This is a genomic window from Neolewinella persica DSM 23188, assembly GCF_000373105.1.
In the GTDB taxonomy this organism is placed as follows: domain Bacteria; phylum Bacteroidota; class Bacteroidia; order Chitinophagales; family Saprospiraceae; genus Neolewinella; species Neolewinella persica.
Genome location: NZ_KB890414.1, coordinates 97,353 through 117,477, shown reverse-complemented (window position 1 = coordinate 117,477; position 20,125 = coordinate 97,353). Strand labels below are relative to the sequence as shown.

General features: G+C 53.8%; 15 protein-coding genes. 10 read left to right on the top strand and 5 right to left on the bottom strand.

What is annotated here, in order from left to right:
• Positions 1 to 258: 258 nt before the first annotated feature.
• A complete protein-coding gene (locus B036_RS0102085) occupies positions 259 to 3,807 on the top strand; it encodes a hypothetical protein (RefSeq protein ID WP_026231595.1) in 3,549 nt (1,182 codons plus the stop codon).
• Positions 3,808 to 4,166: 359 nt separating this feature from the next.
• Here B036_RS0102085 and B036_RS0102080 read toward each other — a convergent pair whose 3' ends face one another.
• Positions 4,167 to 5,234 carry a lysylphosphatidylglycerol synthase transmembrane domain-containing protein gene (locus B036_RS0102080; protein ID WP_020567027.1) on the bottom strand — a complete coding sequence of 356 codons (1,068 nt, stop codon included), beginning with the start codon at positions 5,232 to 5,234 and terminating at the stop codon, positions 4,167 to 4,169.
• A 226-nt stretch (positions 5,235 to 5,460) separates the two neighbouring features.
• Here B036_RS0102080 and B036_RS27700 point away from each other — a divergent pair, with 226 nt between their 5' ends.
• From B036_RS27700 to B036_RS0102045, 6 genes are all read left to right on the top strand, one after another.
• Positions 5,461 to 8,319 (top strand): DEAD/DEAH box helicase family protein, encoded by a 2,859-nt coding sequence (locus tag B036_RS27700; RefSeq protein WP_020567025.1) that lies wholly within the window; start codon positions 5,461 to 5,463, stop codon positions 8,317 to 8,319.
• A 107-nt stretch (positions 8,320 to 8,426) separates the two neighbouring features.
• Positions 8,427 to 8,957, top strand: coding sequence for a hypothetical protein (locus B036_RS0102065; RefSeq protein ID WP_020567024.1), 531 nt, complete (start codon positions 8,427 to 8,429; stop codon positions 8,955 to 8,957).
• 2 nt (positions 8,958 to 8,959) lie between these two features.
• The gene (locus B036_RS0102060) at positions 8,960 to 9,568 is read left to right on the top strand and encodes a DUF3592 domain-containing protein (RefSeq protein WP_020567023.1); all 609 of its coding nucleotides are present in this window, start codon (positions 8,960 to 8,962) and stop codon (positions 9,566 to 9,568) included.
• A 7-nt stretch (positions 9,569 to 9,575) separates the two neighbouring features.
• Complete coding sequence (locus tag B036_RS0102055; RefSeq protein WP_020567022.1) at positions 9,576 to 10,247, top strand: hypothetical protein; 672 nt, start codon at positions 9,576 to 9,578, stop codon at positions 10,245 to 10,247.
• Positions 10,248 to 10,663: 416 nt separating this feature from the next.
• Positions 10,664 to 12,988: an acyl-CoA dehydrogenase family protein gene (locus B036_RS0102050; protein WP_044101585.1), complete on the top strand. Its 2,325-nt coding sequence runs from the start codon at positions 10,664 to 10,666 to the stop codon at positions 12,986 to 12,988.
• 213 nt (positions 12,989 to 13,201) lie between these two features.
• Positions 13,202 to 13,942, top strand: a complete 741-nt coding sequence (locus B036_RS0102045) for a LytR/AlgR family response regulator transcription factor (RefSeq protein ID WP_044101625.1) — start codon at positions 13,202 to 13,204, stop codon at positions 13,940 to 13,942.
• Positions 13,943 to 13,947: 5 nt separating this feature from the next.
• On the opposite strand, the gene B036_RS0102040 is transcribed toward B036_RS0102045, so the two are convergent.
• On the bottom strand, positions 13,948 to 14,304 hold the full coding sequence (locus B036_RS0102040; RefSeq protein ID WP_020567019.1) for a hypothetical protein: 357 nt from the start codon (positions 14,302 to 14,304) through the stop codon (positions 13,948 to 13,950).
• Between the two features lie 53 nt (positions 14,305 to 14,357).
• Positions 14,358 to 14,930: a class I SAM-dependent methyltransferase gene (locus B036_RS0102035; protein WP_020567018.1), complete on the bottom strand. Its 573-nt coding sequence runs from the start codon at positions 14,928 to 14,930 to the stop codon at positions 14,358 to 14,360.
• 347 nt (positions 14,931 to 15,277) lie between these two features.
• Between B036_RS0102035 and B036_RS0102030 the strand changes: the two genes are divergently transcribed.
• Complete coding sequence (locus tag B036_RS0102030; RefSeq protein ID WP_020567017.1) at positions 15,278 to 15,946, top strand: hypothetical protein; 669 nt, start codon at positions 15,278 to 15,280, stop codon at positions 15,944 to 15,946.
• Between the two features lie 101 nt (positions 15,947 to 16,047).
• Here the strand turns inward: B036_RS0102030 and B036_RS0102025 are convergent, their stop codons facing one another.
• Positions 16,048 to 16,644 carry a YdeI/OmpD-associated family protein gene (locus B036_RS0102025; protein ID WP_020567016.1) on the bottom strand — a complete coding sequence of 199 codons (597 nt, stop codon included), beginning with the start codon at positions 16,642 to 16,644 and terminating at the stop codon, positions 16,048 to 16,050.
• 219 nt (positions 16,645 to 16,863) lie between these two features.
• Here B036_RS0102025 and B036_RS0102020 point away from each other — a divergent pair, with 219 nt between their 5' ends.
• Entirely contained in the window at positions 16,864 to 17,559 is a 696-nt protein-coding gene (locus B036_RS0102020; RefSeq protein ID WP_020567015.1) for a sulfotransferase, read from the top strand.
• Between the two features lie 287 nt (positions 17,560 to 17,846).
• Here the strand turns inward: B036_RS0102020 and icd are convergent, their stop codons facing one another.
• Positions 17,847 to 19,076, bottom strand: coding sequence for an NADP-dependent isocitrate dehydrogenase (icd, locus tag B036_RS0102015; RefSeq protein WP_020567014.1), 1,230 nt, complete (start codon positions 19,074 to 19,076; stop codon positions 17,847 to 17,849).
• Between the two features lie 328 nt (positions 19,077 to 19,404).
• Here icd and B036_RS0102010 point away from each other — a divergent pair, with 328 nt between their 5' ends.
• Positions 19,405 to 19,998: a hypothetical protein gene (locus B036_RS0102010; RefSeq protein ID WP_026231592.1), complete on the top strand. Its 594-nt coding sequence runs from the start codon at positions 19,405 to 19,407 to the stop codon at positions 19,996 to 19,998.
• Positions 19,999 to 20,125: the final 127 nt, after the last annotated feature.

The window sequence follows — 20,125 nt, the reverse complement described above, 5'->3', positions numbered from 1 at the left end:
TTCAGGAACGCCGTAAAAAGAAAACGGGGGAGATCATTGTGATGACAAACAGCGAAAGTAACAGTCGTGCCCGCCGCCAGCGTACCCCAAAATCCTCGTTGCGCCAGCAGAGCAGGAAAGGCTTCACTAAGAAGAAGGAGAGAACCTTACCTGTGGTACATTTTTTCGGGCGCGGACGCGGGTGCAAAGTGAGTTGATGAGTCACCAACTCACTAACTCGATAACTCACTATCTTTAGCGACCCACCACACCACCCATATGATGTTAAGAGAGCAAGAAGAAGAAAAAGAAATTGGGGAAGTCGCAAAAGAGACGGACATTCTCTTTCATCAGGACGCCACCGTCCGTTGGCGGTTTCATTATCATGGTTTCTTACAGCTGGCCTTTCTGGGCTTTTTCGTCGTGGCCATTGCTTACCTTTTTTTTAAGAGCAGGCCTACGGTTCCAACGCCTTTTGTCGGTTCGTTGATCGACTTGCTCGACCTCAAGTCCCGTTGGGTAATCCCCGATTTGTTGGAGACGGGCTATATGTTCTTCGTACTGAGTGCCTTGTTCATTCTTGCGCTTACTTACCTGTTGTACCAGTTGTTCTACAGTGCCGTCTTGTCCGAAATCAAGGAGGCAAAACTTAGAGATGGGAAACCCGTGGTTGAAAAAACTAAGGGAGAAAAACTGAAGGGAGGAAAGCCTGAAATTAAAAAATCCAGAGAGGAAGAACTTGAGGAAGAAGAATCCAGGGATAAGGAGGAACATCGTTTTACCCGGATTTTCAGGTTGCAGCCGGTGCGCTTGCTGCCCACTCCAATAAACTTGCAAAAAAACATCTGGCGCCGGCTTTTCTGGTACGGAACCTTCGTGCTTTTTGCCACCATGCTGGTGAGCAATACGATCTTGTTTACCTACTTTTTTCGCTTGCTGCGAAATCCGGACATGGATCTTTCCAGTGGCTTTTTTACCTCCATTTACTTGCTGGCCATCATCAGCAGGCTGTTGTGCCTGTTTCTAAGTGTAAGTACGCTGTTGCAGTTTATTTACCACGATTTTGCCGTACGGGTGGGCAAGTTCACATCCGATTTCCTCCCCTACTTCTATCCCACGATCATCTCCGTAGGCATCATTACCTTCGTTTTTTCGAAGCTGGCCCAATTCGATGCTTTCTTCATCGAGTTAGTCCAGAGTCCCGGCAATCTGTTGCTTTTTACCTTATTCCTTTTCCCGGTTTCCCTGGTCATCATTTGGTTCGGACCGGTGTACTCCTTCTTTACCGATCAGAAATTTGCTCACCGGGCCGACAGCTGGAATGTGGCGGAGACGCACCTGGCGGGTAAAACCTCTGCCATCAGTCGACTGGGAATCTTCGGTTGGCTGTTCCTTCACGAGCGCCTGTACGGGGTGAAACCGGCCAACGTTGAGCCAATACCTCCACCAAAGTATTACCTGCCGCTCCAAAATGCGAAAATCCCTCCGCCCACTCTTACCTTTTTTAGCACGGGTCGGCTACTGGGGGTCGTTTATTTGTTCAGTTTAATCTCCATTTGTACGGGGATTTACCTGGGCAACAACTCTGCACTGGCGTCTTTCAGTACCATCGTTCCGTTAATCACCCTGGGGCTGGTACTCACTTATTGGGTGTACATCCAGAAATCTTTCTCCGGGGCAAGGCGTCCCGATAACCTGGCCGACCGGGTGGTGAGCGAAAACAAGACTTTTAGCTTCAAGCCCTGGCAATGGTGGTACAACCTCCGGGACCGGGAAGGGGATAAGCCCAAAGACACCAAAATCTACTTCGTGGATCGGCAGTGGACCTTCTGGCTTGGCCTGGTATCGGTTGGGTTCAGCTTGCTTTTCTTTTTATTGACCTTGTGGAAAAGTATTGCCGGCGCAGCATGGCAAGTCACCTTCGGGTACTTCCTTAGCTTCCTGTTGGTCAGTATCTTCTCGTTTGTCTGGCTGGTGATGTACGGTGGGTTCTATGAACGCTTTACTTTTGACGCCAAGCTGCGTAAATCTGTATCGGACGAAAATGCAACGCGCGTTATGCAGCACGCACAGGTCAGTCGCTGGGATCGCGGACTGGATTTTCTGGGGTATTCCAGCACACAAGCAATGCTGATCTTTCTCTGGCTGGTAGCGGGAGGGTTTGTATTTTTCTTCATCTACGGAATGTTCTCGGGGAAGTTCCTGTCAAGCTCCTTTTTGCAAAACCTGAACCCGCTGAATATCTACTTGTTGCTGATCAACGGGTTCATCGCCATGCTACTAATCATAGGTCGGTTTATGCTGCTACGAGACCTCAGCATACAGCACGCCTTTTACAGCGAACCGGGGAATAAGGGGAAGAAGTACGACACCATCAGCGTGATGAATTTTTTCCGTGGCGTGGCTGTGGTTGCCCTCGTGCTGGCACTTGCCTACTACGGCAACAGCTACCACGAAGTCTCTTACCGGGCAGAAATGAAAGAGGATGGCAAAGTAAGCCTCGTCGATTACACCGCTGATTTCCTGGACAGGCTGGAGGCAAAGCCCGGTGACCGGGAACCCATCCTCCTCCTTGCCGCCGACGGCGGCGGCCTAAAAGCCTGTTACTGGACCATGCTCCAGCTGTACCAACTCGATTCCATGGGCTTGTTCGACGACAACGTCTACCTGCTCAGCGGAGCCAGCGGCGGCAACATGGGCCTGTCGATGTACACCTACCTGAAGGGACAGCAAAAGCCCCTTCCAGAGATTCGCGCGGCCATAGAAAAAATTGGTGCCACCAACTTTCTGAGTGGTGATTTTACCGGCCTGGTTGCCCGTTTCCCCGTCAATTTCGTCCCCAACTTGCCAGGGTGGGGAGCCAGGGATCTGGAAGACCGGGCCGAGGCAATGGCCCGCGCTTATTTTAACATTGTCGGGGGTAAAACCGGGCCTTATTCTTACGACGAAATCCGGGAGCAACCCTACGCCCACCTGTGGCAGAAGGTCAACTACCAGTTGCCGTTATTCATCAGTAATACCACCCGGGCCGAAGACGGGATGCGGGGTGTCATCCACCCCTTGTCCAACACCGACCTTATGCCGGGGATGGTGGACCTGACCGCCCGGGGAAATGAAGCCATCTCCTTCCCCGACGCGGCTTTCCTGGCCAACCGGTTCCCGATCATGAGCCCCGCCGGCCGGATCGAAGGGCGGGGCCATTTCGTCGATGCTGGTAATGCCGATAATTCGGGCATCAGCACCATCATGCATGTGCTGAATTATATGAAGGCAAATGCCATCTCTCCCGGCCAACCTGGAGACACCGTTTACCAACGCTTCTTCAACGACCACCCGGTCATCATGATCGGCGTCCGGAACGACATCGCCCGCTTCGTCCGGGACCAGTTCCTGACGCAGAAGGACGCGCTGAACCGGAATTTCTACCGTTCTGAATTAAGCGCGAACTCTAACGCCGCCATCAACTCCGGCGTTAGCGGTGTCCCGAACTCCTGGGATGATTACCTCCGCAGCGACGTACCGAAGAAGCTTGGTCTCGTGGAGGAGTATCACGTTATTGATCTGCCCTTCCGCCTCGATGAAACGAACGTTCACCTTGCGCTGGGCGGGGAACTCAATGACCGGGCGCTTAGCAGGAAAGTTGAGGCCATTAACCGGAAAGTCGAGGCTACCCTCGGGTGCGTGGAGGGCGAAGGTTGCTTCGCCGTAGCGCCGCCTTTAGGCCGGCTGATGGCCCGCCCCTCGGTGGAGTATATGCGGCTGATGGTTAAGTATCCGGATAATTGGAGGGTGTTTAAGGGGTTGGAGGAGAAGATTAATTTGAAATAAATGAATCCTGCACCGGGTTTCGTAAATCAAGGGGAAGCCTGTAGTGGCGGGNNTTNCCCCCGCCACTTTGGGCCGGTGAAATCCGCCGTTCGCGAAGCGAACGAATAAAGGGTTCTGCCGATACGAACGGGGGCAAGCCCCGTCCGTACGGAATAAGTCAGGACATTTCTGAAGAGATTCATTAGGTTGCTGCAATCTGCAAATTCATGAGTTACAGGTGCTGGTTAGCCCATACTCTGTTCCTTTTACCTTGCTCCGCACCCGCGTCCCCGCCCAAAAATGTAAAGCCGTTTGAAGAATATAGATGGTGACTACCTCCGAACGAAGTGAGCTCCCCCTCGCGGCAGCAACTCACCAACTCACTCCCTCTCCAAGTCACTAGGAGTATACCCCCGATTCAACCAAGGTAATAACAGCAAAGCCGCCGCCCCAATCAGCACATTACACCCAATGTTGATGGTGAAAAAGCCGATGTTGGCCCAGCTGAAGGCGTTCAGCGAAGAGATGCCGTAGAGCTGCAGGGCCTCGCCGGTCAGAAAGTGGTAGGTGCCCATGCCGCCCGGACTCGGGATGACGATTCCCCACCCGCCGGCGGTAAAGGTGACCAGGGCGGCCTCCAGGCTCAGGCCCGCCGTTGGGCTGAACGCCAGGATGATGAAGTAGGTCATCAGAATGTACATCGCCCAGATGTTGACGCTGTGAACGAGGAACATCGGCGTATTGTCTACTTTGAAAGCCGTCTGCATACCCTCACCGAATCCCTTCAGGACGCCGATCACTTTTTGCCCGATGGCGCTGCCCATAATGCGTGCGCGCTGCCACCATGCCAGGGTGATTACGGTGATGCCGGCCACTACGCCGATAATCGCCAGGGTTTGCAGGGTATCGACTTTGTCGCCAAGGTCCACCAATTCCAGTGCTTTATTCCACAGTTTTTCCCGGCCGAGAAGCAGGGCTATCCCCGTAATGATCATCAGCATGATGACGTCGATCGTTCGCCCCACCACGATGGTGCCGACCACCCGCTCGAGGCTGATTTTTTCGTAGCGCGACATCGTCGCCGCCCGGACTACTTCCCCGATGCGGGGAAAGCCAAGGTTAGCAAAGTAGGCCAGGTTAATGGTCAGAAAGGCGTTGATGAGGCGGGGGGTATTCCCGAAAGTCCGCAGCATCATGTTCCAGCGAATGGCCCGGCTGAGGTTGCTGATGGAGAAGGCCACCAGGGTCATCAGCAGCCAGAAGGGACTGGCGCTTTTGAAGTCCGCGACCAGTTTGTCCAGCAGGCTGCACTCATCCGCTGGCGTACCGTCCAACCGGCACTGCTCGAGGAAGGCTGCTTGCTGGCTGTTGTACAGCAGGTAGAGGATGCCAAAACCTACGCCGATGAAGACGATGAATTTTAAGGCGTTGGCGAGGTTCTTGTTCATGGGGCAAAGGTAAGGAGTGAAGGAGGGAATAATTTAATGGGAGAATGAAGAATGGGGCGCGGACGCGGGTGCAAAGGAAAGGATGGAAAAGCAAGGTGGTTACCGAGTGGATGCTTAATAAAATGGCGACACGAACGCTAGGGAGCATTCCCTCGCGGCAGCCAATCGCTTATCAAATTTTGCTTATCGCTTATCCCTTATCGCATGCCCTGCTTATCTTACTCCCATGAAACTAAGCACCCTGAAATTCCAATACCCTTGGCGCGCCTATCAAGCGCGCGTACTGGAAAATCTGGACCGCTACCGGGAAGACAAGCGCATCCACATTGTGGCTCCCCCCGGTGCGGGAAAAACTGTCCTCGGGCTGGAGATCACCCGGCAGATAGGTAAGCCCGCGCTCATCCTTTCGCCCAGCCTCACCATCCGCGCCCAATGGGCGCAGCGCTTCCGTGATGATTTCTGCGCCGACGAAAGCCTGATTTCCAACGACCTCTACAAGCCAGCCCAGCTAACCATTGTCACTTACCAGGCCATATTCGAATACTTCAAACGCAATGGCACCGAAGGGCTCGAATGGGTCGAGCTCCTCGTCGTTGATGAATGCCACCACCTTCGCAACGAATGGTGGAAAGTACTCGACGCCATAAGGGATACCTTCGAGCCCGAACTTGTGGCCCTGACCGCTACGCCGCCCTACGACGTTAGCGGCATCGAATGGCGGCGCTACCACGAATTCTGCGGCGAAATCGACGAAGAGATCAGCATCCCGGAACTCGTCAACTCCGGCGACCTCTGTCCGCACCAGGATTACCTCTACCCCGTACTGCCTCCTGCGGGAGAAGCGGCAGTAGTGGAGAAGTGGCAGGCGCAAAAAATGGAGCTGCTGACGGCAATGTGTGAGCGTTCCGGCCTGGCGCTTTTCCTACGTGATCACCCCTGGCTGAAAGACCCTGAGAAGCACTACACCGAGATCTTTGAACTGCCCGAATACTTCACCGCGCTGCTCAGTGTACTACGGGCCCAGGGCAGCGAACCGCCCGCAGCGGCTCTCGGTGTGCTGCACGGCGAGACGACGCTTGCCCCGGTGCTGACGGACCACTGGGCCGCCATTTTCCTCCAGCGGGCATTGCGCGAAGACCCTTATTTCGCTACCGACGACGGTAAAGCCCTGCTTCGCCCCTACCGCCGCATCATCACCACGATGGGCGCCTGGAGCCAGGGCAAACTCTACCTCGACAGCGACCTCCCCCCCGGTGCCGGTAAAACCACCGCCGAGCTGGAAAGCCCCAAAGCAAAACTCGATGCGCTGGTCGAAATCGCCCGCTTCGAAAGCGAAGACCTGGGCGCCGACCTCCGGATGGTGATGCTGACCGACCACATCTACCCCGAGCTGTTGCCGACCACGGAGCATGACCTGACGGAGCTGAATAAAGTCGGCACTATCCCCGTATTTGAGATCCTTCGCCGGCAGAAGCAGACCTTATACGAGGGCGACCTTGCGGTACTGACCGGCAGCCTCGTCATCATCCCGAAAACGGCAGAAAGCCGTTTGCTCGAGATCGCCTACGATGAACTCCCGACGGAAAGGGTAATCAAGACAAAGCCGCTGTTCCCGGACTCGAAGTACATAGTAGTTAACACCGGTGGTCTGGCAAATAAATATTCCGTTGGCTGGATCACTCAACTATTTACGGAGGGTAAGATTCGGATCATCGTCGGGACAAAGTCCCTGCTTGGAGAAGGCTGGGATGCTCCGGTGATCAACAGCCTGGTATTGGCGAATATGGTCGGCAGCTTTGTGCTGAGTAACCAGATGAGGGGCCGGGCCATCCGGACGGTACGTGGGCAGCCGAATAAAACGGCGAACATCTGGCACCCGGTCGTTGTCCATCCCGGCGTGCGTAAAGGCGGACCGGATGTAAATCGCCTGCGTCGTCGCTTGCGGGCCTTCGCCGGTCCCCGGCTCGACGGTAAACCGATCATCCAAAACGGAATGGCGCGTTTCGGGATTGATTGGGACAAGACGAGTAATCAGGCCATGGAATTCGTCCGCATGCAAACGCTGCAGGCTGCCGTAAAGCGCGAAGACCTGATCGCCAGCTGGCAAAAGGCGTTAGCTACGGGATCACAACTGGTGGAGGCCATCAAGCCGCCGGCAGAGCGATATTATGAGAAAAAGGACCCGCTGACCCTGCATTATAAGGAAAGCATTGACCGCTACTTCGAGCAGGACTATCGCCTTTTCCTGCTGGAGATCAAACGGGCAACCCTGGTGGCTTTTGCGGCTTCAGCGATTACTACGTTGTTGGCCTTTCTGTGGTGGGTAATGGTCCCATTGGCCATTTTTGCAGCGATTGGAGGGTACATAGTATTTAAGCGTTTCCGGGTGATGCACCGACGGGCAAAAGAGCTTCAGTTGGCCGAGCGCCACGAGGAGATCTACGCCCGGGAGTTGAGGCTTGCGCCTTACCTGTGGTTCCCGATTGTGCTATCGCTCCCTTCCGCAATTTTCAATCCTTTAGGGGTGGTAGTTTTCTGGATGATCGGCCTCTGCTGGCTGGCGATTTACCTGATGATGAACCCCGGCCGGAGTATGACGGAGGCTACCCGCCGTTTCGAGTTACTGTCGGATACAAAACACCGGTTGATGACCTACGGCCGTGCCCTGGCCGAAAGCATTACCGCGGCTGGCCTGTTTCATAAAGCAACGGCAGATCAACTGCGCCTGGAAGAGGACGGCGAAGAGATGTTCCTGTACCTCAGTGGTGCGGAGCACCACGATACCCACCTGTTTGCCGGTGCCCTGGCGGAGCTGATGAGCCCCGTTGATAACCCGCGCTACCTCCTGCGTCTCGCCCTGCCGGGCGACTGGACCAAAGGGGAGTACTTCCTGGCCGTCCCCGCCGCCCTGGGCAACAAAAAGATGACCGCTGATTTGGCTGGCCGTCTCGGCCAGGTCGTCGAGCAAGACTTTCATCCAATCTACACCCGTGAACCCTCGGGCCGCCTTCACCTGCTTACTGCGCGCTTGCAGGCGAGTGGTAAGGCGGATGCGGTGGCGGAGCGGGATATGTTGTGGCGGTAGTTCGTTGTCAGTATTCAGGGGGCAGAGTTTAGCATGTAACCTGAGTCCTGAACCCTGTGCCCTGAACCCTGATTACTAACCCCGCAGTCCTGAAAACTAAATCCTAAATGCTCCTCCTAGCCTGGCCCATATTTCTTTTCCTCCTGGTCGTCTTCCGCTTCCGGCGGCGCTTCAATGCGGAATTCGACCGGCAACGGCAGATTACCTGGCCGGCGGTACCGGCTTTTTTCGCAAAGGATACCCTGGAATTGGAAGTGACACCAGTAAATGAAGGCGCCCCCTATTACTCCTGCCTGAAATACGGGTATGAGTTTTACACGTACGGTCAAAAGTTTGTTGGCAGGCAGTTACTTCCTGAACAAGTGGGGCTAACCGAAGCGGCAGGTAAGAAGGTGCTTCAGCAGCTGAACGCCCAAAAAAGTGAGCTGCAGGTACGTTACGACCCTGCCGGCCCGGTTCGGAACTTCCTGGTGGTTGGGCACAGCGGCCTGAGCTGGTTCAAGGTATGCGTTTTTGCTTTTTTCGGGGTCGTATTGCCATTGTTCCTGCTCTATTCTACGTTGGCTTTGCTAACTGATCCGGCGGTTTGGTGGGATGCGGTCACCTTTGGCGAAAACCCTGGAACACAAATCAATTAGCCATGACGAATGAACGAATGGCTGGTCCACTTCTACGATCGGTCGGGGTACCGGTGGTATCGCTGTTTCTGATCTTCGGCTGCTACTGTCTTTTTATTTTTTGGGAGCAGGAGGGGATCGCCAAACAGCTGTATAGTTGGGAGCCGGTAATGACAATTGATTATGAGATAAAGAAGATTGGCCAACCTGACTGGCCAACAGATAAATCGTCTGAGTCTTCGGAGGAATTTGAAAAATGGGTGAAGGAACTAGGTACAATGCAAAATGCCATGCACTCCTCCAAATACAACGAATACACCATTAGCATCAGCTACCAGTATGAATACCAAGGGTATGCCGGAGACGGAAATACCTTAAGTCCGTTTTATGAACTCAATACGCAGGCGTTACAAGACCCACAGTTGCATCGATACTTATTGCGGGTGGATCATCCGCCGCTTACCGTTTATGTCGACCCAGACCGGCCGGCGCGTTCCGCACTCGTACGCGGATGGGCGCAGGGTGACCGGTGGGGGAGCTTAGTTTTGGGCGGGGTGCTGCTGCCACTGAGCCTGGCGCTGCTGTATGTTCTGGTACGACCCGTGGGTAAGGTAGAGGAACTGTTTAAATAGTAAAGCAATGGGGTTTATTATTGTTTGGCTGGTCTTCCTGGTTAGGTACCTGATGGTGCTTCGGAGACGGTTTAGAACAGAAAGAGAAAGACAACTGATCGTCACCCGGCCTCGGGTGAAGGCCCGGCTGGGTGGTAGTACCCTGGTTAGTCTCCCGGAAGCACACGTCAATAATGAAAAGACTTATTTGGCAAAATTGATCCACCCTTACCATTTTTACCAGCAAGCGAAAAAAATGCCAGGTGTCGGAGTAGCCCCCGGAGAAATGACCCTGGATCCAAAGCAGCGAAAAATGCTGGAAGCAGCGCTGGTAGAACATGAAGAGGTCTACACTTTCATAGATCCGGACGGGGTGGGAGAAGCTTTTCTTACTCCCGGACCGCAGTTGTTTAGTTGGGCTTATATCCTTAAAACTATCGGGGTGGTTTCTCTGACCACCGGCTTGTGTTTGTGGGCCAAACATGAGATTGCGATGCTGGTATTTTTGTACACGGGATTGGGCGTCCTTTATTATCAGCTCGGAGAAAGGTATACGGTTGATCTTGATGATTGGATTAAACCGGTCAAGGAGACAACCATGGCAGAGCAGGTGGCGCGGCCGCAGGTGCAGGAAGAGGTTGCAGAAGCAATGGAGCTACGGGAATTGGCGGATAATCCGCTAAAGCTGGAGGACTTATAAAGCGAATCAAGCGCTAAAATGAGCACTTATCTGTTGAAACAGTCGCGCTGACAATCAAATGATGAATAATGGAATGGCTACCGCAAGCACCGTTCACTGCGCTACGCTTGCTCACCATGGCGAACGACCGACGAAGGCAGCCACGAAGTGCACCGTAGCGAAGCGAGTGGTTAGTGCGGCAGCCTAACCTCTCCTTCAATTATTTGCTGAATCCCAAGCTAATTGTAAAGTAGAAAGATTCACTTTATCGCTTGATTTGCGTTTATAATCTGTGGATCTATAAAAGACCCCCCGCAGGAACCTCGCTCCTTAAAACCTTCCTCTGAACCTGCGGCCGCGCCCAAAAAAACGCGTCGTTCTAAAACGAACATTCCCCTGGCAACGTTATCATGGAGAATCCAAAATATATCCAATCCATGGGCGCAGATTTCCAAATTAACACGCAACTCACTCCGGGAATACAGGTGATGATTCCGATGCTTTATGCCGCATGGGCGGATCGCCACCTGGATCTGAAGGAAATCAACGCATTGCGTAAAAGGGCGGGTCATCTTCCGTTCCTGACGGACACTGATAAGGAAACGCTGCTGAACTGGTCGGACCCTGCTTATCCTCCGGAACGGGAAGTTTTTCAGCAGTGGCAAACTCTGGGGCGAAACGCAGCGGAGGCCCTGCCACAGGACCGCACCGCCAGCCTGGCGGAACTAGGGGTGATGCTGGGCTACGCCGCCGAAGGTAAGGACGCCGAACGCGCCACTTTCTGGCAAAGTCAGGTTGCCCCCCTACTGGAAATAGAACACGGTCTGGGTGGGGTAAAAGAAGATACTTACCGGGGGCTTTTTCCCGACTACGACCAACGGGCGAAACTGATAGAAGCCATAGAGAAAGCCAGTGTCGATCCTAAGGCCATCCAGGAAGTCCTCGATGGGAAATATGCCGGGACCATCGCCAGAGTCAAAAAAATCGTGCAACGGCCGAGCTTCGAACGAACGACGCTACGCATCAAGGAAGACTATCGAAATCAGGTACTGGCCTGGTGTAAGGAACTTGGGGAGGAAGGCATTGGCGCAATGGCATTCCCCGAGGAATACGGTGGCCAGGATGATATGGGGGCTTATGCTGCCGCCTTCGAAACGATGGCCTACCACGACCTGAGCATGACGATCAAATTCGGCGTCCAATTCGGTTTGTGGGGTGGGGCGGTGGCCAACCTGGGGACCAGGCGCCACCACGATAAGTACCTGCGCGCTACCGGTACCCTGGAGCTGCCTGGCTGCTTCGCCATGACGGAGACCGGGCACGGCTCCAATGTCCGTGGCCTGGAAACCACGGCAGTATACGACCACAAAACCCGCGAGCTGATCATCCACAGCCCCAGCATTGGCGCTGGAAAGGAGTACATCGGGAACGCGATGCACAGCAAAATGGCGGCGGTTTTCTGTCAGCTGATCGTGAACGGGGAGAGCCAGGGCGTCCACGCCGTGGTCGTCCCGATCCGGGACGAAGCACACAATACCCTGCCGGGTATCCGGGTGGAGGACAACGGCTACAAACTGGGCCTCAACGGCGTAGACAATGGCCGATTGTGGTTTACCCGCGTCCGAGTACCGGTGGATAACCTGTTGGATAAATTTGGTGGCATTACACCCGATGGAACGTACGAAAGTGAGATCGCTAACCCCAGCCGTCGATTCTTTACCATGCTGGGTACCCTGGTGGGCGGCCGCGTTTGTGTACCCCGGGCGGGGATGAGCGCCGCGAAATCTGCGCTGGCGATAGCCGTGCGCTACGGCTTGCGCCGCCGGCAATTCGCCGCAGATCCGCTTAAGGCAGAGACCATAATTATGGACTACCCGAACCAGCAGCGGCGGCTGATCCCCCTGGTAGCCAAAGCCTATGCCGTTCAGTTTGGGCTCGACTATTTGCTCGAACGCTACGTGCACCGCAGTGAAAAAGACATGCGGGAGATCGAAGCGATGGCCGCCGGTCTTAAGTCTTATGCCACGTGGTTTGCCACGGCTGCTATTCAGGAATGCCGGGAGGCTACCGGCGGGAAGGGCTACCTCTCCGAAAATCGTTTCGCGGACTTGAAAGCCGATACCGACATCTTCACCACCTTTGAAGGAGATAATAATGTGCTGATGCAGCTGGTGGCCAAAGCCATGCTCTCCGACTTCCAGAAATCCTTTAAGGAAGACGGCAACTTTGCCGTACTGAAATACATGGGCCGTCGAATGACAACGATCGTGACGGAGCAAAACCCGATCACCATCCGGCAAACGGACCGGGAGCACCTGACGTCGCGTGACTTCTACCGCTCCGCCTTTAGCTTCCGCTGCCGCCGCCTGACGAGTACCCTCGCCCAACGCCTGCGTGCCTACATCAAAGACGGGAAATCTGCCCATGAAGCTGGCCTGCTGTGCCAGACCCACATGATCGAAGCGGCGGAAGCTTACGTGGAAGAGCTTTGTCTGCTGCACAGCCTGAAACGTATTGATTCGCTGGCCGATGACCACCCTGCAAAAGCCATTCTGACCAAGACGATCCAGCTCTACGCCCTGCACACCATCGAAGGCCACCGGGGCTGGTACCTGGAGAGTGATTACATCGCCGGTCAGAAATCCAAGGCCATTCGTACGGCAGTGGATGTGCTTTGTGCCGAGCTGCGGTATGATGTTGGCGCCCTGGTCAACGGCTTTGGTATTCCGGATAAATTGCTCGGCGCACCGATTGCGTTATAGCGGGCCTACGGCCCGCATGTTGCAAGGGGTGTAGCGTACAGGGAAGTTTGAAAATTTTGTGCTCAGATTTTGGCGTTTAGCCTCGAAGAACGATCTTCCCTGCAACCCCTGCAACCCCTGCAACCCCTGCAACCCCTGCAACCCCTGCAACCCCTGCAACCCCTGCAACCCCTGCAACCCCTGCAACCCCTGCAACCCCTGCAACCCCTGCCCATGACCGCCATAATAATAGAAGACATGCCCCAGGCCCTGGCCGCCCTCCAGGCCGACCTGGCCAGCTTTTGCCCCGACGTCAGGATCATCGGTACAGCCGGCGGCGTAGTGGAAGCAGCGAAGTTGCTTCGCGATAAACAACCAGACCTTTTGTTTCTGGACATCATGCTGGGCGACGGCACGAGTTTCGATATCCTGGAGATCGTTCCGGACATTAAATCGGAGTTGATCTTCATCACGGCGTCGGATGAATTCGCCGTACGTGCCTTCCGCTTCGCAGCGGTGGATTACCTCCTCAAACCGGTTGACGGGGAACTGCTCAAGGCGGCAGTGGGCCGGGCGAAAGCCCGGCGTGGCACCCAGAACACCGCCAGCCTGGACCTGCTGAAGCAAACCATCCGCAAACCGGGAGAACTGCCTGACCGTATATCCTTGCATACCTCCGAGAATATTGTAGTGGCCCGGATCTCAGACATCATCCGTTGCGAGGCCGACAGCAATAACACGCGCTTTATCTTTGATGGCGGACAAAAGTCGGTCTTCGTCACCAAAACCCTGAAGCACTACGAGAAACTGTTGGACGGGCATGACTTCGTTCGGGTTCACCAAAGTCACCTGGTTAATTTTCGCCACGTTGTCGAGTTTAAAAAAATCGATTCAGGGTACCTGCGCCTGACTAATGGGGATGAGGTGCCGGTGGCCAGTCGGAAGCGGGGGGAGGTGGTGGAACTTTTACGTTGAACCCACTAGAACTGGCTCCGCAAAATCCAATGCCATAAAAAAGCGGCCCAAGCCCAAAGAATCGCCCCATAAATAAAGCGCAGCATCCAGACCGAAGAGATGGGACCATCCAGGTAATGCCAGACTACCCCTGCAATGATAAAGCCGAAGGACCAGCCCATTCCAATTAGAATTACCGCCGGCCATACCCAGTCTCCATGCAAATCATCTATCCAGGGATAAGACCTCAAGACTATCGATACCGGGTAGTAAAGCAGCGCCCCCAGCATACCCATGCTGACGAAGCCGACTACCAGGGTGACAACAAAGGCAATGGAGGAGAACTTGGTCGTGTAGCTTAGGTTATTCCAAAAATCAAGCATGTTGAGTCGGGTTACGGGTGTGCAGAAAGGTAAACCTTAATGCCTGAATGTTCTTAATGGTTCCGCCTAACCGTAACCATCTCATAGTCGGTCTCCGAAGAATGCCCGGAGGCCTTGTCTTCATATCGATAGACCAAATTTTTGCTGCTGACTTCTTCGACGGCCGCCTCCGATGAAATAATGTCGTTGAGAATGGCTACTTTTTTTCCGGTGTTCTGTAGGCAGATGGTAATGAGGGCCTCTGGAGCTGCTTCCCGGAATATGCGTTTCAAAAAGGCTACCTCCTGCTCGCGTTCTTTTTTAGCGAAATGGAACATGCTGTCCATCAGGATGTAGTTAAAGGCTTCAAAGCCGGTGTAGGCATAAAGGTCAGTGACGACTCCGGTTAAAGGAAGGCGCTCTTGCGCCGCAATTTTATTCAACTGGGCTATTCCAACGGCAGAGTTGTCAATCCCGGTTACTTCGAAACCTAACCTGGCCAATGCAATGGCATCCCGGCCTTGCCCGCAGCCGATGTCGAGGAGTTTTCCTTTATTCGGGAGGTTGTTATAGAAGTCAAGTAACTCCGGATAAGGCGCACCAAATAGGTTTTCGGTCTCGTAGTATTTATCGTAGGCAGGATTCATCTGGAGCTGTTATTTGGTGGGAAGTGGTAATTTAAGTACACTTTTCCTTGGAGCCTAAGATCCTCTCCCCCTTTGCTTCTTTCAACCATATCACTGTACCTGCGGCCCCGCCCCCAATCCCACATGCCTGGATATTATTAATGGTTACTCCGAAAATCCGTCCACTTAAACCGACCATTCGTCGAACCAAGCCAACCAAGGTGTCCCTTAAATTGTAATCATACTTACCTTCAGGTTCCGAAGTTGTCAGATCACCAGGACTATCCAATACCACAAGCTATCCCGATAGCTCGACAACCAGATAACTCGACAACCAGATAACTTGACAACCAGATAACTCGATATTCATGATCCCACTGCTCATCATCACCGTTGCCCTCCTCGTGGCCATCATGGTTTTCTTCAAGATGTGGGCTGCCAACCGGATGCCCGGCAAAAAACAACGTGGCCGCGTCGTGCGAGAGATGAAGGATGAAATGGAAGGGTGGAGCGCAGACCTCGTGCCGCTTAATAAGGAAGAACTCGACCTTTTCAGCCTGGCGCAAGACAAGCAGGTGGTAAAAACCGGTGCCGGTGCGTCCGCCAAAGGCACTTTTACCACCATTTTTCATGAGCCCGTAGTGAGCTACTCTTACCGCCGCTACCTCGGCAAGCAGGTTAATGAATTGCTGTACGCCCGTACGGCGGAACACGACTATGTGTACTGGACGGAGAACGGTAAAACTACCCTCGAAATTGACAGCCAACCCGTTGGTACCATCGACAAAGGAACCTTGTTCGGGAACAAAACGGGTAAGCAGATTGCCAGTATCGGCACTACTGCGCGCGAAAATTATCTGCCGGTCAGCGTAGGTAATCGCGAAGTTGGCGCCATCACCACGCTGCCGGTCGCCAAGAACGATGCGCTCAGCCAACGCGCCTTTCAGTTTATTCCAGACGACCTCAACGACAAGGAGGAGCAATTGCTGATGAGCCTGGCTACGCTGGAGTTGGTGAAGCGGAGCCTGCCGGCTTAAACGGCGCTCTTTTTTAGTTCAATAATCGATAATTCATAGTCCTGGAGAAGCACTTGCCTCGGTGATGTCTTTCTACCGTAAGATCCGCAGCGCTGCTTTCTTTACTTCCGATACTGATTAGCGCGCTCATTCCTGCTCGCCATATCGACAGTTTCTGCAATTCTCTTGGCCCGGGTTTCAGCCCGTTTACCGTTGAATATCCATTCCAAAATGCCCCGGCGAGTTGAGGGCGGAAAGTTGTCCCAGTGTTTACGGGCTGCTCCGGCTACGCGGTCGAACTCGACTTCCAGGTCGTCGGGTACCACTAGATTCTCGACGTCGTTTAGCGCGTCCCAGGTTCCTCGGGCCTTTGCGTCTTCAACCATTAAAATACCGGCCGGGGCTAATTTGCCAGCGGCGTCAAGTTCGGCAATGCGGTCTTTGTTTACGCGGCTCCAGTTGCTTTTGGGGCTGCGTTTGGCGAAGAACAGGTAATAGCTGTCGTCATCACGTTTATTAGGTTTTGAGTCGATCCAGCCGAAGCAGAGTGCTTCGTCGCGGGCTTCTTCGTAGGTCAGGCTGGGGGTGCCGGAATCTTTTTTGAAAATGATCAGCCAGGTGTTAACCAACTTTTCATGATTGACCGTCAGGTAGGTACGCCAGGCCTCGGCAGAAGAAGCGTAGAAGGCGGGGAAGCCATCGGGGCGGGAGGTTTCCATAGAAAGGAGAGAAGGGTAAAGAAGGGGAAGTTAAGAACGAGTTTTGATAAATTGGGGCTCCGTTCTTTTTCCTTATCTCCTTTTATCTCTTTTTTGGCGGGGCCGCAGGTGCAAAATAAGTTAAAGGGCAATGAAGAGGCGGATCAACCAGTAGAGGGGAAAAGAATGCGATCAGTTTTCAATTGTACCTTGTAAATTCAAAACTGTAAATCCTTCTGAATGACCGCCCCCATCTTCATTGCTGCCCCCGTCCGCCGTTCCGGAACGACCTTACTGCAACGCTTGTGTACGGGCTCCGGCGAAGCCCTCGTTTTCGGTGAATCCGCCGCCAACGATCTTTTCGTAGCCGCCGGGATGTTGCAGAACAAGCGGCAGATGATGAGTTATAACGCTGATTGGCGGGACAACCAACTGCGCGAAGTATTGGATGGGCAGGTTAATCAATGGATTCCGGACCTTTTACCGGATGTAAAGGACTACCTGGAGATTCATGAGGGCATGCTGCGAGAGTTGTGCGCAGGCTTCGCCCGCGCCGCTGCCAACCACGGCCGCCCCCGCTGGGGCGTCAAATTCCCGGAGTGGCCAACGGCCAGCCTTCACTTCCTGCAAGCCTTTTTCCCTGCGTCCAAAACGATTTACGTCGTTCGGGACTTTGAAGAATGTCTGGCCTCCGCCCGTAAAATGGAGATGGTCCGCAATGAACAAGACGCAGCTTTCTTCCGCAACAACTATGACAACAACCTGAATTCCGCCAGGGAGCACCTCAATCCGAACCAAACCTATTTCCTGGATTACGCCAACCTGACCGGAGCAGCGGGGTCGGCTGAACTCAAAAAGCTTGCCGATTTTCTGGAATTGAAAGAGCTGCCGGAGCGTGTGCTAAAGGTTAGGGTGGGGGACTATGCTGGTAGCTAGCAGGCTGTCGTCTATACAATGAAGAAGGGCCCTCGCAAAAAGCGAGCGCCCTTCAATAACCGTAAACCAGCTCAGGTTTTGGTCATTTGGTCATTTGGATTGTTGGGGCTTCCCAATAGTCCAAATAACCAATAGTCTAATAACGCGAATCAAGCGCTAAAATAAGTACTTATCTGTTGAAGCAGTCGCGTCAGCAATCAATTATTCTCTCCCTCAATTATTAGCTGAATCCCAAGCTAGTTGTAAAGTAAAAAGACTCACTTTAGCGCTTGACTCGCGTTAATAGACTACATATTAGCAATGATCTCGTCACCGAACTCGCTACACTTCAGCAGTGTGGCACCGTCCATGAGGCGTTCGAAATCATAGGTGACGCGCTTCTTGCCGATGGCACCATTGAGGCCTTTGATGATCAGATCAGCAGCTTTGCCCCAACCCATGTAGCGGAACATCATTTCTCCGGAGAGGATAACGGAGCTTGGGTTGACTTTGTCCTGGCCAGCGTACTTAGGTGCAGTACCGTGCGTTGCTTCAAAGATAGAGACGCCGGTGCTGTAGTTGATGTTGGCGCCGGGGGCGATACCGATTCCACCAACCTGTGCGGCCAGGGCGTCGGAGATGTAATCACCGTTGAGGTTCAACGTAGCAATTACACCGTACTCTTTCGGGCGGAGGATGATCTGCTGCAGCATGGCGTCAGCGATGACGTCCTTGATGGTGATCTTGCGGCCGTCCTCTAGGGTGATGACGTGCCATGGGCCACCGTCGAGTTCTTCGCCTCCGAATTCCTGAGCGGCACATTCGTACCCCCAGTCACGGAAGGCGCCTTCCGTAAACTTCATGATGTTACCCTTGTGGACGAGGGTAACGCTGTCTTTGTCGTTGTCGATGGCGTACTGGATTGCCGCCCTTACGAGACGGTGGGTGCCTTCCTGAGATACGGGCTTAATGCCGATGCCGGTAGTTGCGGGGAAACGGACTTTGGCGTAGCGCTCGGGGTAGTTCTCCTTGAGCCATTTGAGGAAAGCAGCGTTTTCGTCGGTGCCTTCGGCAAATTCGATACCGGCGTAGATGTCTTCAGTGTTTTCGCGGAAGATGATCATGTCCACTTCTTCGGGGTGCTTAACCGGGCTGGGGACGCCTTGGAAGTACTGCACGGGGCGTACACAGGCGTAGAGGTCGAGCTTCTGGCGCAGGGCTACGTTCAGTGAGCGAATACCTCCACCAACCGGAGTTGTGAGGGGGCCTTTGATGGACACGAGGTACTCGTCAATGGCGTCAAGGGTAGCCTGTGGCAACCACTCTCCGGTTTTATCCATTGCCTTCTGGCCAGCCAGTACTTCTTTCCAAACGATGGATTTCTCGCCGTTGTAGGCTTTAGTTACGGCCGCTTCCAATACGCGGCTGGCAGCCGCCCAAATATCGGGGCCGATGCCGTCTCCCTCGATGAAAGGAATGATGGGGTCGTTGGGTACATTTAGCTTGCCGTTGGCAAGGGTGATTTTAGTTCCGCTCATGGGGAGGTTTCTGTTTTAGTCAGTTAGGTGCGCAACCTTGCGCGCTGGGCGGGCAAAAATAAGAAAATTTTACCCGCCCGAAAAGGTTAACTGTCCGAAGGGAATAGTAGTTTGCCGGGTAAATGGATTCGCTTTGAACAAATACTTGATTTTTGCCTGCCTTTTTGTTGTTTTGTCGGCTGCCTGCGGCACCCCGCGACCAACACCTAAGGATTATCCGCCAGCCCGTCCGCCGGCATCATCACCCGATGTAACTGTTGTGCCAACAGGTGCCTCTCCAACTAGCTTACCGATTGAGGATCTGGACCCTAAACCTATAGGTGATGAAATGAATGGCCCGTTCTTGCCACCAGAGATTCCACCAACGGTATATGCTCCTTATTTGCGCCGTGCCTCGACGCCCGCTCCAAAATTACCTGTTCCTTCCAACGAATGTCATCTGGCAGTGGAAGTTCGGAATTATGACGGAGAAGACGGCTGTGGAATATTATTGGAAACCGACGACGGCAACCTGCTTCTGGTGGGCGTGCCACCCAGGGGAGAGCCGCTTGAACCCGGAACCCGCATCAGTATTGGCTACGAGCACATGAAAAATTATCAAGGTGCTAATTGTGCTAATGCCGATGTGGTTATTCGAATTACCTGTAAGCGGCTCCTTCGCGTGAGCTCAGGGTTACCTCGTCCCGTGGTCTGTGAGGCTTATGACAAGCCAAGCCAGTGGTTACATGACCTGGCCAAAAGCTACAGTGCCACCTATATTACCCGTTTTCCATGGGATGGTGGCAGATATATTTACCTCCTGGAGTCACCTAACGGACAATACCTTTACGACTGCCGGGGCTACCTCATTTGCAAGCCGAGAAAAAACTGTTTGGGTTTTGTGAAAGACTTTAGCAAAGGGGTCGTTATTTATGAAGGATAGGCTTCGCCTTGCAAGCGTCGCTACGCTCCTGTTGCAAGGGTTGCAGTTGTTGCAGACGATGCAGCTCGAGTTGTCTGCAACCTCTTGTAACAGGAGCGAAGCGACCCTGTAACAACTGCAACCACTG